The sequence below is a fragment of the Pseudomonas sp. Irchel 3A5 genome (assembly GCF_900187575.1).
Lineage (GTDB): Bacteria > Pseudomonadota > Gammaproteobacteria > Pseudomonadales > Pseudomonadaceae > Aquipseudomonas > Aquipseudomonas folii.
Genome location: NZ_FYDU01000004.1, coordinates 301,926 through 319,910 on the forward strand (window position 1 = coordinate 301,926; position 17,985 = coordinate 319,910).

The 17,985-nt window shown below is 58.5% G+C and carries 10 protein-coding genes; 2 read left to right on the plus strand and 8 right to left on the minus strand.

Going from position 1 to position 17,985, the window contains the following annotated elements; genetic code table 11:
* Positions 1 to 9: 9 nt before the first annotated feature.
* Positions 10 to 2,037 (minus strand): alpha-1,4-glucan--maltose-1-phosphate maltosyltransferase, encoded by a 2,028-nt coding sequence (locus CKW31_RS08505; protein ID WP_095093908.1) that lies wholly within the window; start codon positions 2,035 to 2,037, stop codon positions 10 to 12.
* A 345-nt stretch (positions 2,038 to 2,382) separates the two neighbouring features.
* Here CKW31_RS08505 and CKW31_RS29795 point away from each other — a divergent pair, with 345 nt between their 5' ends.
* Positions 2,383 to 2,559 (plus strand): hypothetical protein, encoded by a 177-nt coding sequence (locus CKW31_RS29795; RefSeq protein ID WP_176469830.1) that lies wholly within the window; start codon positions 2,383 to 2,385, stop codon positions 2,557 to 2,559.
* 9 nt (positions 2,560 to 2,568) lie between these two features.
* Here CKW31_RS29795 and CKW31_RS08515 read toward each other — a convergent pair whose 3' ends face one another.
* Positions 2,569 to 3,099, minus strand: coding sequence for an MgtC/SapB family protein (locus CKW31_RS08515; RefSeq protein WP_095093910.1), 531 nt, complete (start codon positions 3,097 to 3,099; stop codon positions 2,569 to 2,571).
* 322 nt (positions 3,100 to 3,421) lie between these two features.
* On the opposite strand from CKW31_RS08515, the gene mapR reads away from it, so the two are divergent.
* Positions 3,422 to 4,852, plus strand: a complete 1,431-nt coding sequence (gene mapR / locus CKW31_RS08525) for a GntR family transcriptional regulator MpaR (protein WP_095094017.1) — start codon at positions 3,422 to 3,424, stop codon at positions 4,850 to 4,852.
* 5 nt (positions 4,853 to 4,857) lie between these two features.
* Here mapR and CKW31_RS08530 read toward each other — a convergent pair whose 3' ends face one another.
* The 6 genes from CKW31_RS08530 to CKW31_RS08555 form a co-directional block, all read right to left on the minus strand.
* A complete protein-coding gene (locus CKW31_RS08530) occupies positions 4,858 to 5,604 on the minus strand; it encodes an SDR family oxidoreductase (RefSeq protein ID WP_095093912.1) in 747 nt (248 codons plus the stop codon).
* A gap of 158 nt (positions 5,605 to 5,762) precedes the next feature.
* Positions 5,763 to 7,850, minus strand: a complete 2,088-nt coding sequence (locus CKW31_RS08535) for a bifunctional diguanylate cyclase/phosphodiesterase (protein WP_095093913.1) — start codon at positions 7,848 to 7,850, stop codon at positions 5,763 to 5,765.
* Positions 7,851 to 8,962: 1,112 nt separating this feature from the next.
* Complete coding sequence (locus tag CKW31_RS08540) at positions 8,963 to 10,438, minus strand: efflux transporter outer membrane subunit (RefSeq protein ID WP_095093914.1); 1,476 nt, start codon at positions 10,436 to 10,438, stop codon at positions 8,963 to 8,965.
* Positions 10,435 to 13,542 carry an efflux RND transporter permease subunit gene (locus tag CKW31_RS08545; RefSeq protein ID WP_095093915.1) on the minus strand — a complete coding sequence of 1,036 codons (3,108 nt, stop codon included), beginning with the start codon at positions 13,540 to 13,542 and terminating at the stop codon, positions 10,435 to 10,437. Before CKW31_RS08545 ends, CKW31_RS08540 begins: the two co-directional genes overlap by 4 nt.
* Positions 13,539 to 16,649: an MdtB/MuxB family multidrug efflux RND transporter permease subunit gene (locus tag CKW31_RS08550; protein WP_095093916.1), complete on the minus strand. Its 3,111-nt coding sequence runs from the start codon at positions 16,647 to 16,649 to the stop codon at positions 13,539 to 13,541. The genes CKW31_RS08545 and CKW31_RS08550 overlap by 4 nt, the downstream gene beginning before the upstream one ends.
* Positions 16,646 to 17,956: an MdtA/MuxA family multidrug efflux RND transporter periplasmic adaptor subunit gene (locus CKW31_RS08555; RefSeq protein ID WP_095093917.1), complete on the minus strand. Its 1,311-nt coding sequence runs from the start codon at positions 17,954 to 17,956 to the stop codon at positions 16,646 to 16,648. Before CKW31_RS08555 ends, CKW31_RS08550 begins: the two co-directional genes overlap by 4 nt.
* Between the last annotated feature and the right edge of the window lie 29 nt (positions 17,957 to 17,985).

Here is a 17,985-nt window from a genome sequence, read left to right on the forward strand (position 1 = left end):
CATTCCCTGTTAATTGGACTGGATACGCCAGATGCCGAAAGGCTGATACGAAGGATCGAGACGCATGAACTGGGACTTTCCATACCAGGTCCAGCGGTGTCCGGTCATTAAGTCTTCACCGGAGGTGGCCGCGTCATCTGGTAAACCCATTTCCCACAGGGGCAATTCGAAATGCGCTTCCTGCGCATTGAAAGGATCAAGATTGACGGCAACCAGCACAAAGTTGCTGCCGTCAGCGCTGCGCTTGCCGAAATACAGAATGTTGTCATTCCAGGCCGTGTACAGCTTCAGGCCCAGATGGGTGTGCAGCGCCGGGTTTTGGCGGCGAATGCGATTGAGCTGGGCAATCTCGGCAATGATATTGCCGGGCGCGGTGTAGTCCCGAGGGCGCAACTGGTACTTCTCGGAGTCCAGATACTCTTCCTTGCCCGGTACGGGTGCCGACTCACACAATTCGAAGCCGGAATACATGCCCCACAGACCCGAGCCCATGGTTGCCAACGCAGCACGAATGAGGAATCCGGCACGCCCGGACTCATGCAAAAAGTGCGGATTGATATCGGGTGTATTGACGAAGAAGTTTGGCCGGTAGCAATCACGCCAAGGAGCTTCATTGAGCTCGGTGAAGTACTGCGACAACTCAGCCTTGGTGTTACGCCAGGTGAAGTAGGTATAGCTCTGGGAATAACCGACCTTGCCCAGCCGCGCCATCATCGCTGGCTTGGTAAAGGCTTCTGCAAGGAACATCACATCCGGATGCTGGCTGCGGACGTCGTCGATCATCCACTGCCAGAATGGCAAAGGCTTGGTGTGGGGATTGTCGACCCGGAAGATTTTCACCCCCTCCTCGACCCAACCCAGCACCACGTCGCGCAACTCAAGCCACAGGCTCGGAATCGCATCTGGCGCGTAGAAATCAACGTTAACGATGTCCTGATACTTCTTCGGCGGATTCTCCGCATAGCGGATCGTGCCGTCCGGACGCCAGGTGAACCAGCCCGGATGCTCCTTGAGCCACGGGTGGTCCTGAGAACACTGGATGGCGAAATCCAGGGCGATTTCCAGACCGTGCTCGGCTGCAGCCGCCACCAGATTGCGGAAGTCCTCGCGACTGCCCAGTTGCGGGTGGATCGCGTCGTGGCCGCCGTCTTCACTGCCGATGGCATAAGGGCTACCGGGATCATTCGGGCCAGCCGTCAGGGAGTTGTTGGGTCCTTTGCGATGGGAACGACCGATGGGATGAATCGGCGGGAAATACAGCACGTCGAAACCCATGTCGCGAATCGTTGGCAAACGGCTGTGCACATCATTAAAGGTACCGTGACGTTCGGGATCATCAGTGATCGAACGCGGGAACAGTTCGTACCAACTGGCGAATTGCGCCAGTTCACGCTCCACATCCAGCGGGAACTCAACGCTGCGACTGAGGAACGCGTGGTTGTCAGCCTGACTCATCAGCGCCGACGTTTCGCTGTTCAGCAGCAGCGCTACACGGGCTTCGGGCTCAGCCTTTTCCAGCTCGCCAAGAACACCGAGAATTTGCGTCTTGAGCTCTCCGGAACTGCGTTCGGCAGCGTGTTCAAGGTGAATCCGGCCTTCAGTCAACTCCAGCTCGATGGAAACGCCGGCACCGAACTTCTTCTCCAGCTCATAGCGATAACTGGCGAATTGATCGATCCACGCTTCGAGACGGAAAATATAACGGCTGACGCTGGTCGGCGTGAATTCACCGGTCCAGCTGTCATTACCCAGCTCCTGCATAGGCGCGCTGTGCCAGGTCTCCTCGGAAACAGAACGCCAGCTAATGTGAACGGCCAGTTTGTCGTGACCGTCTGCATACACTTTGCTGGTCACTGTCACGGGCTGACCAATGATGCCTTTGACAGCAAATAACCCGCCATCAATTACCGGAGTCGTGTCTTCAATCACGATCCGCGGCAGTTGCAGGGCTTGGGTCAAAGGTAGAGGTCGAGTCGGGTTTGAAACATCACGGGCCAGGGAATCCGGGCCATACGGCTGATCAGCGGTCACATTCATCGAGCATCACTCCTCACGCCCCTGGGGGACGCTCCTGTGCAATCCATGCATTGACGATGGTCAGGCCGCCTTACCGCTGGCTACCTGAGCAAGAATTTTTGAGTGGCCACAGTCAACTGACTGAATCCGGCCTACTGGTTTCCGAGCGGTCCTGGACGGGAAAAGTTCAAAGAGGTTTGCAGTCGATGCGCACATGCCGAGTGTCAGCTTAGCCGCAGATTCCTGCGGCGCCCGTTAATCGCTTGAGCCATCCGCGAATGCGTGCGGTCAAAACAGGCGTGTCCAGAAAATGTCATGTTGCAAACGTATTTGCCCCTGTGCATTTCCAAAGTAGAGGTGACGCCAATGAGCATTCCAGTCCCAGCTGAAACACCCGATCCGATGATCGACGACCCCGCTTTGCCGGTGCCAACACCCGATCAGGAGCCGCCATCGACTTCACCCGAGGTGACACCGGACCCTATCGGTGACCCGCCACCGAATGAGCCACCAGCTATTTTGGGTGAGGATTTCCCTGAATAAAGGTGCCGATCAAGGCTTTTCCGAACCGTCCTTTTTGTCCGGGTTGTCTTCCGTCGGGTCAATCTTGTTCACGACAATCGGCATCAGGTTCAGGATGCCCAACGCCAGGATGGTGCTTAACACCGCTGTAGCCTCCCGCCCCATCCCCGCCGCGATTCCGATCGCGGCGGTCATCCACAACCCCGCTGACGTGGTCAGACCCTTGACCTGATCGGTGCGTTGCGCGCGATCCTTGAGGATTGTTCCGGCCCCCAGAAAGCCAATCCCTGCGACGATGCCCTGAATGACCCGGCTAAGCGCAGCGTCATCGGCACCCGCCATATGAGGCGCCAACACAAAAAGCGCGGCCCCCATGGACACCAGCATGTGCGTGCGTACCCCCGCCGCCTTGCCCTTATGTTCCCGTTCAAAACCCAGAATCCCGCCAAGCAACGCCGCGAGCGTGAGTCGAACCGTGATCCGGGTCAGCTGCGAGGCATCGGTGATATCGGAAAATTCGGATTGCAGCGTTAACCAGACTTCTTGCCACCATGCGGTCATTGTTGCTCCTTGGATTGTGTAGCGGACAAACGTTGAATCTGTAAGCTGCCGAAGGCTGCGATGGCGGTGTGTCAGGATGAATGCTTCGCAGCCTTCGGCAGCTCCTACAGGAAGGCGTGTCTGCGCGTTCGTCGCGTTCGGGTTCGAGTGCAGGAATGGACAGCAGCGGAACGCAAGAGTGCAGCAGCCTTGCGCTATCTGATCCGGTTTTTTATCGTTAAGCTGACGCTGTTCTCTACTACCTCCGCCGCTCACCCTATGGCTACCTGCCAAGCCGTAGATATGAGCGTCTGACATGATCGAACACAGCCCGCGAGACGCCATGAAGCGCTACGAGAAATATGCCGATACCATCGCCGAACTGATCCGGACCGGCGTTCTGGCTCCAGGGCAGCGGGTACCGTCGGTGCGCTATGCGAGTCAGACCCACGGCATCAGCCCGTCAACCGTGTTCCAGGCGTATTACCTGCTGGAACGCCGCGGGTTGATCAGTGCACGACCTCGCTCCGGTTATTTCGTTAACCCGAAGGCACTGGATCAATCCGGCCACAGCTTCAACGAATCGCTGAAGGACGCCAAGGTGGGCGAGTCCACCGAAGTGGATGTCAGCGAACTGGTGTTCTCGGTACTGGACTCCATCAAAGACCCCAACACTGTGCCTTTTGGCTCAGCGTTCCCCAGTCCGATGCTGTTTCCCATGCAGCGCTTGTCGCGATCACTGGCCAGTGCCAGTCGGGACATGGACCCACGGATGGTAGTCACCGACATGTCTCCCGGCCACCCACAACTGCGCCAGCAAATTGCATTGCGCTACAGGGTTGGCGGGCTGGTACTGCCCATGGAGGAACTGCTGATCACCAACGGCGCGCTGGAAGCGCTGAACCTCTGCCTGCAGGCTGTCACCGAGCCGGGTGACCTAGTTGCCATCGAAGCGCCGGCTTTTTACGCCTGCCTGCAGGTGCTGGAGCGCCTCAAACTCAAGGCGGTGGAAATTCCGGTGCATCCTCGAGACGGCATCGACCTGGACATCCTCGCGCAGACGCTACAGCGCCATCCCATCAAGGCCTGTTGGTGCATGACCAGCTTTCAGAACCCCACGGGCGCGCTAGTGCCTCAAGCTCGCAAGCAAGCGCTGGTCGAGCTGCTGCGGGAGCATCAGGTGCCGCTGATCGAAGACGATGTCTATGCCGAGCTGTATTACGGGCCTCACGCGCCCAGACCGGCCAAGGCATTTGATACGGAAGGTTTGGTGTTGCACTGCGGTTCGTTTGCCAAGAGCCTGGCGCCTGGCTACCGGATCGGCTGGGTGGCCGCCGGGCGCTATGCGCAGAAAATCGAACGTTTGAAGCTGATGACATCGCTTTGCGCATCAATGCCCGCCCAGGCGGCGATTGCTGATTATCTACAGCATGGCGGCTACGACCGGCATTTGCGGAAACTGCGCTACGCCCTTGAGGATCAGCAACGGGCGATGCTGGGGGCCATTGTGCGCTACTTTCCGGCACAGACCCGAGTCAGTCAGCCAGAGGGCGGCTACTTCCTGTGGCTGGAACTGCCAGAGCTAGTCGATTCATTGCAGGTATTCAAGATAGCGCTGACCCAGGGAGTCAGCATCGCGCCGGGCCCGATCTTTTCTCCGACCCGACGTTTCCGCCACTGCATTCGATTGAATTACGGCGGCGCCTGGAACGACGCGTCGGATAAAGCCATGCAGACCCTTGGACGGATCATTCACTCGATGCTTACAAGCTGAACCGATCAGCGACCACCACCCAGATCGATGAATGTGCCGGTTGCATACGACGCCTTTTCCGACAGCAGCCAGACGATGGCTTCAGCAACTTCTTCGGCGACGCCGCCACGGCCCATGGGAATACCGGATTCCAGTTTGCTGACCCGGTTGGGATCACCGCTCAGGGCATGGAAATCAGTAAAAATGTAACCAGGCCGAACGGCGTTGACGCGAATGCCCTCGCCTGCCACTTCCCGGGCCAGGCCCGTAGTGAATGTGTCGAGCGCGCCCTTGGAGGCCGCATAGTCGACATATTCACCGGGGGAACCGAGACGTGATGCAACCGAGGACACATTGACGATACTGCCGCCTTTACCCCCATGCCGTGGGGACATGCGCAGCAGCGCATGCTTGCTGCACAGGATCGGACCGACCACATTGGTCATCATCATTTTCAGCAAACGGAACTCGGTCAGCTCTTCGACACGAGAGGCGTGAGCCACTGTTGCAGCGTTGTTGACCAGGTGGGTTACCGGTCCGAACTCGGCATCGACCCGGGCGAACAGGCGCACGATTTCATCCTCATTACTGACGTCAGCCTGGACCGCCATCACCGGCGCGCCCATCGCCCGGACCTGCTCACAGATACGTTCGGCAGACTGATGATCGGAGTGGTAGTTGATGCAAATTCGATAGCCTTGGGCTGCGGCAAGCAATGCAGTGGCGGCACCGATACCCCGGGAGCCACCGGTAATGATGAGAACTTTATCCATAAATGTCTCCTGTAGAAGTACGGCAACCACTGAACCTGTAGGAGCGCACGAGCACCGCGAGGCCGCGATAGCGGTTTATCAGGCAGGACGCCATCGCTGCCTCGCGGTGCTCGTGAGCTCCTACAGGAAGCATTTCAAATTGTTCGAAGACTACCAGTCTAGCCTGCCAGAACGGTAGCGCTTCTTGCCGCATGGATATCAGCCATGAAGCGCTCGGCAGGCTGCGGATGGCCCAGCAAGTAACCCTGCAGAGCGTCGCAACCGAGACGTGTCAGGAAACTCTGCTGACGGTCAGTCTCGATTCCTTCGGCGACAATTCGCAGGTTCAGGGCCTGTCCTACCGCAACGATAGCCGAGATGATCGCCGCATCGTCGCTGTCATGCTCAAGGTCGCGAACGAACCCGCGGTCAATCTTCAACTCGTTGGCAGGCAGTCGCTTGAGATACATCAGGCTCGAATAACCCGTGCCGAAATCGTCAATGGACAGGTCAACGCCCATTTCCGACAATTTCTGCAATACGCTCATGCTCGCATCGGTGTCGCTCATGGCGGTGGTTTCGGTGATTTCCAGGGTCAGGTTATTGGCCGGCAAGCCATGCAACTCCAGTGCTTTGGCAACCGTTTCCACCAGACTGGAATGACAAAACTGTAGCGTCGAGAGGTTCACCGCGACACGCCAGTGGTCGTAACCCATGTCTGCCCATATACGCATCTGGCGACAGGCTTCATCCAGTACCCATTCACCGATACTGACGATCAGCCCGGTCTTTTCGGCAAGCCCCATGAAAGCATCCGGCAACAGCAAACCCTTCTGCGGGTGATTCCAGCGCAACAGCGCTTCGGCACCCACCGGCTCACCGCTGACGGCATCGAATTTGGGCTGATAGTAGAGACAGAAGTGCTTGTACTTGATGGCAACGCGCAGTTCCTGCAACAGCTCAAGTTGATTGCGCGCGTTGGTGTTCATGCTCGGATCAAAAAAGCTGTAGCCGTTTTTACCCGCCGCCTTGGCGTGGTACATCGCGGCATCGGCGTTCATCAGCAGCTCTTCCTGAGTTTTCCCGCAACCCGGATAAAGCGCGATGCCGATACTGACTGACACCTGCAGCAGTTGATCGGCGATATGAAACGGCTGTGCAATCACGTCGACCTGACGAGCAGCGATGCACGGCGTATCGTGACTGTCCTCCACCTCCACCAGCAGCACGAACTCATCGCCACCTATACGCGCCAGAGTATCCCGACGATGCAGATTGGCCCGTAAACGCAGACCCACATCCCGCAACAGTTGATCGCCGACGTGATGACCAAAGGCGTCGTTGACGGGCTTGAAGCCATCCAGATCCATGAACATCAGGGCGAAACTACCGCCTTTGGCGTCAACACGCTGCATGGCCTCCTCGATGCGTTCAGCCAGCAACACCCGGTTCGGTAATCCGGTCAATGTGTCATGCAGGGCCAGATGCTTCAGCTCACGGTTGACCTGGATCAGGGACTGGGACAGCTCCGCGGTCCTTGCCTCAAGCCTTGCGTCCAGTATCGACGTCAACATGGTGAAGGTCAGTATCGCCAGGCTTCCCACCAACACCAGCGAGAAAAGACCGGTGTAGTGAATGCCGTCAGCGAGTGCGCCGCAGTAGCTGCCTTCAGAAAAGCTCGCCGCCGCCATGCCGGTGTAATGCATGCCGACAATCGCCATACCCATCACCACTGCCGCTGCGCCACGGGCCAGGCGCACATGGGGCACCTGTCGGCGCAAGCGAAAGGCAATCCAGAGCGCCGCGGCCGAAGCGGCAACGGCAATGGCCAGTGACGCCAGCACAGCGGCCGGATCGTAAGTGATTCCGGGGTACATACGCAGCGAGGCCATGCCGGTGTAGTGCATGGCACTGATGCCTGCGCCCATGAACAATGCACCCAGGCCGAGCACTGACAGAGGCAACTTCGGCTGGCTGACCAGCCACAGGGCAAATCCTGAAGACAGGACCGCAATCAGCAGGGAAAGAGACGTGATGGGAAGATCGAAGGCCAGCTCTATCGGCAGGTCAAAAGCGAGCATGCCAATAAAGTGCATGGACCAGATACCGACACCCATGGAGCAGGCACCGCCGACCATCCAGAAGGCAGCTGCCCGACCTTTTGCGGACGCGATTCGCCCGGCAAGATCAAGTGCGGTGTAGGAAGCGAGGATAGCGACGAAAACTGAAACCAGAACCAACGACGAGGAATAACTGCCAATCAGCATGGATGACCGCGACCTGGATAAATGAGCGTATCCATGCCCAGTCAAAAACCCGATTCTACCTTGTGTTCAGCGGGTTGTGGCGGTCATCCGTCGAAAATATGGCGCATAGCCATCAACTGAAAAGCTCGCCGTGACTTTTTCTGGTGGGAGATTCTATGTTGGCCTGCAAACTGATTGACGACGTGGGACCGGCTTTGGCCGGGAAGGTGGTATTTCTGCAGATGACGATCCAGCGTCTGTGCCGGCCTCTTCCCGGCTAAAGCCGGTCCCACGTCATCAGTGATTCCTGTGTGCCCGCGATAAGGACAGCGTAGATATCAAGCCAATCGCATCCAGCTTTATCTCGAGGAAGCTCTGTTCCCATAAAAGTGATGCATATCAAATCCGCGCGATGTCGTGGGACCGGCTTTGGCCGGGAAAGCGGTATTTCTGCAGATGAAGATCCAGCGTCTGTACCGGCCTCTTCCCGGCTAAAGCCGGTCCCACGTCATCAGTGATTCCTGTGTGCCCGCGATAAGGACAGCGTAGATATCAAGCCAATCGCATCCAGCCTTATCGCGAGCAAGCTCTGTTCCCACAAAGGTGATGCGATCTCCAATATCCGCGCGATGTCGTGGGACCGGCTTTGGCCGGGAAAGCGGTATTTCTGCTGATGAAGATCCAGCGTCTGTGCCGGCCTCTTCCCGGCTAAAGCCGGTCCCACGTCATCAGTGATTCCTGTGTGCCCGCGATAAGGACAGCGTAGATATCAAGCCAATCGCATCCAGCTTTATCTCGAGGAAGCTCTGCTCACACAAAGGTAATGCATCTCATATCCGCGCGATGTCGTGGGACCGGCTTTAGCCGGGAAAGCGGTATTTCTGCAGATGAAGATCCAGCGTCTGTCCCGGCCTCTTCCCGGCTAAAGCCGGTCCCACGTCATCAGTGATTCCTGTGTGCCCGCGATAAGGACAGCGTAGATATCAAGCCAATCGCATCCAGCCTTATCGCGAGCAAGCTCTGTTCCCACAAAGGTGATGCGATCTCAACTTGCGGGCAAACATAGAATCTCCCACAGCTTGATCACATTCCAGTCCACGCGCTCTATGAATCACCAGAGCGAAATCAGTCCCTTAATCCTTATCCGCCTGCATATCCAGACCGCGCTGGGCATCCCAACCACCGCCCAGTGCAGCGATCAGTTGAACACTGGCAATCAGACGGCTTTGCAGCAAGGTCAACACGCTGCGCTCATTGCTCAGGGCGGTGGCCTGGACGTTGACCACGTCCAGATAGCCGATGAGGCCAGCCTTGTACTGATTGCTGGTCAGGCGCAGAGATTCACGGGCGGCATCCAGCGCCTCTGCGCGCACACTGGCTTCGTCTTCGTAGACTTTCAGTTGGACCAGGTAATTTTCCACCTCCTGAAAACCCGTCAGGACAGTCTGCCGATACTGCGCAACCGTCTGGTCGTACACCGCTTCGGTACGGTCCACTTCTGCCGAACGCTGACCGCCGTCGAACAGCGTCATCGCCAGTTGCGGGCCCACCGACCAGAAACGATTGGGCAAGCTGATCCAGTTGGAGAATGTACTGCTGCTGTAGCCGCCGCTCATGCTCAGGGTGAGGTCCGGGTAATACGCCGCCTTGGCGATACCGATGTTGGCGTTGGCCGCCATCACCGAACGCTCGGCCGCTGCGATATCCGGGCGACGTTCAAGCAACTGCGAGGGCAACTCCAGAGGAATTTCCGGCAACGCCGGTATCGACGTGCTGGCCGCCAGATTGAAGTCCGCCGGAGCCTGGCCCATCAACACGGCAATAGCGTTCTCGAACTGCGCACGCTGCCAGACCAGATCGATCAAATCAGCCTGAGTACTTTTCAGCTGGGTTTGCGCCTGAGCCACAGAATCACGCCCGGAGATTCCGGCGCGGTATTGATTCTGGGTCAGCGTCAACGAGCGCTGATACGCTTCGACAGTGGCCTCCAGCAGGCGCTTTTGCTCGTCAATCACCCGCAGTTGCAGGTAGTTCTGCACCAGCTCTGACTGCAGGCTCAGCCGCATGGCAGCGAGGTCGCCAAGACTGGCCTGGGCACTGGCAGTATCGGCTTCCAGTCCGCGGCGCAACTTGCCCCAGATATCGGCTTCCCAGCTCACTCCCAACTGAGTGTTGTAAGTGTCACGAATACCGCTGCTGGAACTGCTCAGACTCGAACTGCTGCTGCCCGCGCCCTGGCTTGAACGGGTTTTGCCAGCGGACAGATCGAGGGTCGGAAAGAACGCCCCGCGAGAACTGCGAACCAGCGCCTTGGCCTGGCGATATTGAGCCTCGTATTGGGCGACGGTCTGGTTGGAGCTGTTGAGTTTTTCGACCAACCCATTGAGCTGCGTGTCGCCGTAGATCTCCCACCAGGCACCCCGCGCAATCGCATCACTGGGCGCCGCCTGGGTCCAGCCTTCAGCCGCTTTGAACTGAGCAGGCGTCGTCATTTCAGGCTTCTGATAGTCAGGCCCGACCGCGCAGGCACTCAATAGCGCAGCGCACAACGCCAGGGACAGCGTGCGTGCAGGCCGTTTTTTGAAGGGCTTGATCTTCTGTACGGTCATAGCGGAGTTTCCAGAGCGGCATCGGTGCGCACGCCACGCCATTTATTGAAACGATGGCGTAAGCGGTCGAGATAGAGGTAAACCACCGGGGTGGTGTAAAGGGTCAGGACCTGGCTGAACACCAGACCGCCAATGATGCACAGACCCAATGGGCGGCGCATTTCGGCGCCATCCGCTGTACTCAACAGCAGCGGCAAGGCACCGAGTATGGCTGCCATGGTCGTCATCAGAATAGGTCGTAGACGCTGCAGGCAAGCAGCGCGTATCGACGCTTCGGGGGTCATGCCACTGTCACGCTCAAGCTGCAACGCGAGGTCAATCATCATGATCGCGTTTTTCTTCACGACTCCGATCAGCAGGAACAGGCCCAGCAATGAAATCAGGCTGAATTGCGAACCTAGCACATAAATACTCAGCAAGGCCCCTACCCCGGCCGACGGCAGCGTGGACAGAATCGTCAGCGGGTGAATGTAGCTTTCGTACAGGATGCCCAGCACCAGATACACCGCCAGCAAGGCACCGAGAATCATCCATGGCTGGCTCTTCTGGGTCGCAGCGAACGCATCGGCAGTACCGGCCATTTTCGCAATGACGTCCGAAGGCAGGCCGACCCCGGCGACAGCGCGCTCAATGGCAACTGTGGCCTGATCAAGGCTGTAGCCTTCTGCCAGATCGAATGAAATGTTCTCCGAGGCAAATTGCCCGTCATGGGAAACCGTGTCGTCAGCGAGGCTGCGGTCATAGCGTGCGATGCTGGACAGCGGTACACGATTGCCGTCCGCAGTAATCACCTGAACCTGTTCAAGGGTCGCCGGGTCCTGAGCAAACCGGGGATTGACCTCCATTACCACTTTGTACTGGTTGAGGCTGTCGTAAATCGTCGACACCTGACGCTGGCTGTAAGCGTTGTTGAGCACAGCGGTGACCATGTCCATGTCGATACCCAGACGTTTGGCGGCGTCGCGGTCCACGTGCAACGTGACCTGTTGAGCACCGCGTCCTTCCCGCGCATCGATGGCCGTCAGCTCCGGCAGAGATTTGAGCGCTGCAACCACTTTCGGATACCACTCACGCAACGCGTTCAGGTCGCCGCTTTGTAGAATGTATTGATAGGCCGACGTGGTCTGCTCGCGGCCGCCGCCCAGTTGCAGGTCCTGATCAGGGGCAAGAAACACCCGCCCGCCCGGCACCTTGGGCATTTCCTTGCGGATACGTTCCACGACCTGTTCAGCGCTGAGTTTGCGTTCGGATATGGGCTTGAGACGCACCAGCATGAAGGCGTTGTTGGTGCCGTTGGTACCACCGATAAAACCTGCCACCGTATCTACAGCCGGATCGGCGAGTATCGCGTCGCGGAATATTTCCATCTTCGGCTGCATGACCGTGAACGACAGACCGTCATCGCCCCGCACAAAGCCCATCAGTTGCCCGGTGTCCTGAGTCGGCAGGAATGTCTTGGGCACCACCACGTACAGCGCGACGTTGACCACCACGGTGACCAGCAGACTGAGCAGCGTCAGACGCCGATGACGCATCACCCAGCCGAGACTGCGGTCGTAACCTGCCACCATGCGGTCGTTGACCCGGTTGCTCCAGCGTTGCAGCCTGTTCTCGCTGCCCGGCACATGCGGCTTGAGCCAGCGCGCGCAAAGCATAGGCGTCAATGTCAGGGAGACCACCAGCGAGACAATGATCGATGCCGAGAGCGTGATGGAGAACTCGCGAAACAGGCTTTCCACCAACCCGCCCATGAACAGAATCGAGATGAACACCGCCACCAGCGACACGTTCATGGCCAACAGCGTGAAGCCCACTTCCTTGGCACCGAGATACGCCGCCTGCATCGGCGCGACACCTTTGTCGATGTGTCGGGAAATGTTTTCCAAGACCACAATGGCGTCATCGACCACCAGCCCGGTGGCGAGAATCAGCGCCATCAGCGACAGGTTATTCAGGGAAAAGCCGTACAGGTACATGATCGCGAAGGTGCCCACCAACGACACCGGCACCGCCAGGGTCGGGATCAGCGAGGCCCGGAAGTTACCGAGAAACAGGTAAACCACGAGGATCACCAGAATCACCGCGATCAACAGCGTCATCTCTGCTTCGTGCAGCGTCGCCTTGATGACCGGCGAGCGATCCATCGCCAGCTTCAGCGTGGCGCTGGCGGGTAATACAGCCTCAAGGGCCGGCAATTGCGCCTTGATCTGCGCCACGGTTTCAATAATGTTGGCCCCCGCCTGCCGGTTGATGACCAGCAGCACCGCAGGTTTTTTATTGAAGAAGCCTGAGTTGTAGCGGTTCTCCACGCCATCGCTGACCTTGGCGACGTCCTTGAGCCGCAAGGCGGCGCCATCCTGATAACGGATGATCAGCGCCTCATAATCCGAGGCTTTTTCCAGTTGATCGTTGGCCTGAACCTGCCAGTTATACCGGGAATTTTCTACTGCGCCCTTCGGACGCCGGACGTTGGCGCCGTTGACCGCCGTGCGCACCTCATCCAGCGACACACCGTACTGATCGAGCAATTGCGGCTCAAGTTCGATACGTACCGCAGGCAATGAGCTTCCGCCGATCTGTACTTCACCCACACCGCTGACCTGGGACAGGCTTTGGGAAAGGATCGTCGACGCAAGGTCATACAGCTCGCCCTTCTCCAGCACATCGGACGTCAGGGACAGGACCATGATCGGGGCCTGGGACGGGTTGACCTTCTTGTAGGTCGGCATGCTGCGCATACCGCTGGGCAGCAGATTGCGCGAGGCATTGATCGCCGCCTGCACCTCTCGCGCCGCGCCGTTGATGTCGCGGTCCAGGTCGAATTGCAGGATGACCCGCGTGGAGCCCTGGCTCGATCGACTGCTCATGGTGTTGATACCGGCAATCGAACCCAGCGAACGCTCAAGCGGCGTCGCGACACTGGATGCCATGATCTCGGGGCTGGCCCCCGGCAAGCTGGCGGACACCACGATGACCGGGAAATCCATGTTCGGCAGTGGTGCCACGGGCAGCAAACCAAAGCTGACGCCCCCCAGCAGCATGATCGCCAGGCTCAGCAGCATGGTTGCGACCGGCCTGCGTATGAAAGGACCGGACAGGTTCATGCGTCCGCCTGCTCCAGACGCGCATCGGCATCCGGTTTCCGGCCCCAACGACGCCCCATTCGGTCGAAGTACAGGTAAATCACCGGCGTCGTAAACAGGGTCAATACCTGGCTCAACATCAAGCCGCCGACCATCACCAGACCCAAGGGTTGACGCAGCTCAGCGCCAGAACCGCTCGCCAGCATCAGCGGCACAGCGCCAAACAACGCCGCCATGGTGGTCATCAGAATCGGGCGGAAGCGCAGCAAAGCCGCCTCATAGATCGCTGTTTCAGGATCCACGCCACGGTTGCGCTCTGCGTCGAGGGCGAAGTCGATCATCATGATGGCGTTTTTCTTGACGATACCGATCAACAGGATGATGCCAATGATCGCAATCATGCCCAGATCGTTGCCACTGATCAGCAGAGCCAGCAACGCTCCCACCGCCGCTGACGGCAGGGTTGAAAGAATAGTGATCGGATGGATGTAGCTCTCGTAAAGCACGCCCAGCACGATGTACATGGTCACGACGGCCGCGAGGATCAACAGCAAGGTGCTGGACAACGAAGCCTGGAAGGCCTGAGCCGCGCCCTGGAATTCGGTCTGCACGCCAATCGGCATGCCGATGTCCTTCTCGACCTGCTGAATGATCTCTACAGCCGCACCCAGTGCAACATCCGGTGCCAGGTTGAAAGACATCATGACTGCCGGGAACTGGCCCAGATGCGTTATCGCCAGTTGCGCCTGACGTTGTTCGACATGCGCCAGGCTCGACAGCTTGACCTGCGCGCCGTCGGTGGTCTTGACGTGAATCTGCTCCAGCGCCTGAGGCCCCAACTCACTGGCCGTTGCCGCCTGCAAGACCACCCGGTACTGGCTGGCCTGCGTGTAGATCGTCGAAATCTGCCGTTGACCAAACGCGTCATACAACGCATCGGTGATATTCGCCACGGTCACGCCCACACGACTCGCCGCATCACGATCGATCGCCAGATAGACCTGTAACCCCTTGTCCTGCAAGTCACTGGCCACATCGGTCAGCTCCGGACGTTTGCTCAAGGCATCCACCAGTCGTCCGCTCCACAGGCTAAGCATTTCGGCGTCCGGAGATGACATGCTGAACTGGTACTGGGTACGACTGACCCGATCCTCGATGGTCAGGTCCTGAACAGGCTGCAGGAACAGGCGAATGCCGGAAAGCTTGTCCAGTTGCGGCTGCAAGCGCTGAATGATCTCGGTTGCGGTGACATCCCGATCGCTGTGGGACTTCAGGTTAATCAGCAGACGCCCGCTGTTTAGCGTCGCATTATCGCCATCCACACCGATGTAGGACGAAAGACTCGCCACGTCGGGGTCTTGCAGAATGATCTTCGCCAGTGACTGCTGTCGCTCGCTCATGGCGGCGAAGGAAATCGATTGCGGTGCCTCGGAAATCCCCTGAATCACGCCGGTGTCCTGTACCGGGAAGAACCCCTTGGGTACGACCAGGTAAAGGAAAACGGTCAATGCCAGCGTAGCGATCGCCACCAGCAATGTCAGCGGTTGGTGCTTGAGCACCCAGCGCAACTTGTTGCCGTACGCTTCAACCAGCCAGTCCAGCCAGGCACCGCTGGCGCGGTAGAAGCGGCTTTGCTCTTCTTCCCTGGGTTCACGCTTGAGCAACCGCGCGCACATCATCGGCGTCAGAGTCAGCGATACGACCAGCGATATGAGAATTGCTACCGCCAGGGTGATCGCAAATTCGCGGAATAACCGCCCCACCACATCAGCCATGAACAACAGCGGTATCAAGACGGCAATCAGAGAGATCGTCAGCGACACCAGCGTAAAGCCGATCTGCTTCGCGCCCTTGAGCGCCGCCTGCATCGGTGATTCACCCTCTTCGATATGCCGCGAGATGTTTTCCAGCATGACGATGGCGTCATCGACCACAAAACCGGTGGCGATGGTCATGGCCATCAACGTCAGGTTGTTGACCGAAAAACCCGCCAGGTACATCACCCCGAAGGTGCCCACCAACGACAGCGGTACGGCAATCGACGGAATAATCGTAGCGCTGAAGCGACGCAGAAAGAGGAACGTTACCAACACCACCAACACGATGGCGATAAGCAATTCATGCTGCACGTCTTTGACCGAGGCCCGAATCGTCTGGGTACGATCCGTCAGTACCGCCACGTCGAGGCCGGCAGGCAGGTTATCGGTGATGCTTGGCAGCAGCGCCTTGATACGATCCACGACCTCGATAACGTTGGCACCCGGCTGGCGCTGAATGTTGAGCAACACCGCCTGATTCTCGTTGGCCCAGGCCGCGAGACGCTCGTTCTCGGCACCATCGACGATTTCCGCGACATCCTTGAGGCGCAGCGGCGCGCCGTTGCTGTAGGCCAGAATCAGATTGGCGTATTCCTCGGGAGACTTGAGCTGATCGTTGGCGTCGAGCATTGAGACCCGGGTCGGACCGTCGAAGTTACCCTTGGGCTGATTGACGTTGGACGCACCGATCAAGGTGCGCACATCCTCAAGGTTCAGGCCATTGGCAGCCAGTGCCTCGGGGTTGACCTTGATCCGGACGGCCTGACGCTGACCACCGGCAATGCTGACCATGCCGACGCCGCTGATCTGGGAAATCTTTTGCGCCATGCGCGTGTCGACCAGATCGTTGAGCTTGGGCAACAACATGGTCTTGGACGTAATGGCCAGAGTCAGCACCGGCGTATCGGCCGGGTTCACCTTGTTGTAGACCGGAGGCGCCGGTAAATCCGTTGGCAGAAGATTGGTCGCGGCGTTGATTGCCGCCTGTACCGACTGCTCGGCTACATCCATGTTCAGGTCGAGGCTGAATCGCAGGGTAATCACCGACGCCCCACCGGAACTGGTGGACGCCATCTGGCTCAGCCCCGGCATCTGCCCGAACTGGCGCTCGAGTGGCGCGGTGACGGCACTGGTCATCACTTGCGGACTGGCGCCCGGGTATAACGTCATGACCCGGATGGTCGGGTAATCGACTTGCGGCAGTGCAGAAACAGGCAGCAACTTGTACGCGATCAAACCGGCCAGAACGATGGCCAGCATGCTCAGAGTCGTTGCGACCGGCCGCAGGATGAACAGTCTGGAGATGTTCATGCGCGCGTGCTTTCCGCCTTGCCAACAGACGCCGACTCATCAGTGCTCTTGCCCGGTTTACCCTGCAGTTGCTGGCCTGGGGTCGTCGGGACATCCTTGCTGTCGCTGACCACTTCTACCGTGGCGCCATCGCGCAGGCGGTCTGTGCCCTCCAGCACGACACGATCACCCGCTGCCAGCCCCTCGCTGACCACTGTCAGTTGCTCGTTGTTGGCGCCGGTTTTGAGCGTGCGAATCTTGACTTTGTTGTCACCGTCCATCGCGTACACGAAGGTGCCGTTGGTGCCAAACTGGATCGCAGCGGTAGGCACCAGGACAGCCTGCTTGAGGGTATCGGCCAACAGATGCACATTGACGAACTGGTTAGGAAAAAGCACTTCATTCTGATTTTCGAAGCGGGCTTTGAACTTCAGCGTTCCGGTGGCCACATCGATCTGGTTATCAAGACTCGCCAGCACGCCCTGAGCCTGCTGCTTCAAGTCACCACGATCCCAGGCCTCCACGGGCAGCTTGTCGCCACTGCGATAGCGGGTAATCACCGTCGAAAGGTCTTTCTCGGGCAGTGTGAAAGCGACGGTAATGGGCTTCGTCTGGGTGATGATCACCAGCGCCGTGGTGTCGTTGGCCGCCACCAGATTGCCGACGTCCAGTTGCTTGAGGCCGATACGCCCGGCGATCGGGGCACGAATGCGAGTGAATTCAAGATTGAGTCTGGCATCGCCCACTGCTGCCTGATTGGTCTTGATTGTGCCCTGATACTGATTGACCAGCGACTCGGCGGTATCCAGCGTCTGCTTGGCGATACTGTCTTCAGCGTACAGGCCGCGATAGCGCTGCACGTCCAGTTGGGCGTTTTTTAGCAGAGCCTGATTGGTCGCCAGCGTACCTTCCGCCTGCTGCAGGGCGATCTGGTAACTGCGTGGATCAATCTCGGCCAGCAAGTCTCCAGCCTTGACCATTTGCCCTTCCTGGAAATTGATCTTGACCAGCTCACCCGCCACCCGGCTGCGCACGTTGATGGTGTTCATCGCCGTCACAGTGCCCAGGGCCTTGTAGTAAATCGGGAAATCGCCCAGCACCGCCGGAGCCACCCGAACCGGCACGGGAATAGTAGAACCACCAAAGCCAGGACGCGCCGCGCCACTTTCGGCCGTACCGCCTGATTTGCGTTGTGCCCCCTCTTTGCTCGGCGCAGATGCAGGCCACAACCACCAGCACAAGCCGACGATAATCAACAGGACCAACAGGCTGATGAGCCAGCGACGGGAACTACGGGGGCCAGACGATTGCATGAATAAATCAACCATTGCGGATGGGGCTTTTCAGGAGGCTGAAC

What these genes read in the sequence shown, in the direction of transcription:
- CKW31_RS08505 (WP_095093908.1), bottom strand. Translation starts at nt 2,037, where the DNA reads ATGAATGTGACCGCTGATCAGCCGTATGGCCCGGATTCCCTGGCCCGT.
- CKW31_RS29795 (WP_176469830.1), top strand. Translation starts at nt 2,383, where the DNA reads ATGAGCATTCCAGTCCCAGCTGAAACACCCGATCCGATGATCGACGAC.
- CKW31_RS08515 (WP_095093910.1), bottom strand. Translation starts at nt 3,099, where the DNA reads ATGACCGCATGGTGGCAAGAAGTCTGGTTAACGCTGCAATCCGAATTT.
- mapR (WP_095094017.1), top strand. Translation starts at nt 3,422, where the DNA reads ATGAAGCGCTACGAGAAATATGCCGATACCATCGCCGAACTGATCCGG.
- CKW31_RS08530 (WP_095093912.1), bottom strand. Translation starts at nt 5,604, where the DNA reads ATGGATAAAGTTCTCATCATTACCGGTGGCTCCCGGGGTATCGGTGCC.
- CKW31_RS08535 (WP_095093913.1), bottom strand. Translation starts at nt 7,850, where the DNA reads ATGCTGATTGGCAGTTATTCCTCGTCGTTGGTTCTGGTTTCAGTTTTC.
- CKW31_RS08540 (WP_095093914.1), bottom strand. Translation starts at nt 10,438, where the DNA reads ATGACCGTACAGAAGATCAAGCCCTTCAAAAAACGGCCTGCACGCACG.
- CKW31_RS08545 (WP_095093915.1), bottom strand. Translation starts at nt 13,542, where the DNA reads ATGAACCTGTCCGGTCCTTTCATACGCAGGCCGGTCGCAACCATGCTG.
- CKW31_RS08550 (WP_095093916.1), bottom strand. Translation starts at nt 16,649, where the DNA reads ATGAACATCTCCAGACTGTTCATCCTGCGGCCGGTCGCAACGACTCTG.
- CKW31_RS08555 (WP_095093917.1), bottom strand. Translation starts at nt 17,956, where the DNA reads ATGGTTGATTTATTCATGCAATCGTCTGGCCCCCGTAGTTCCCGTCGC.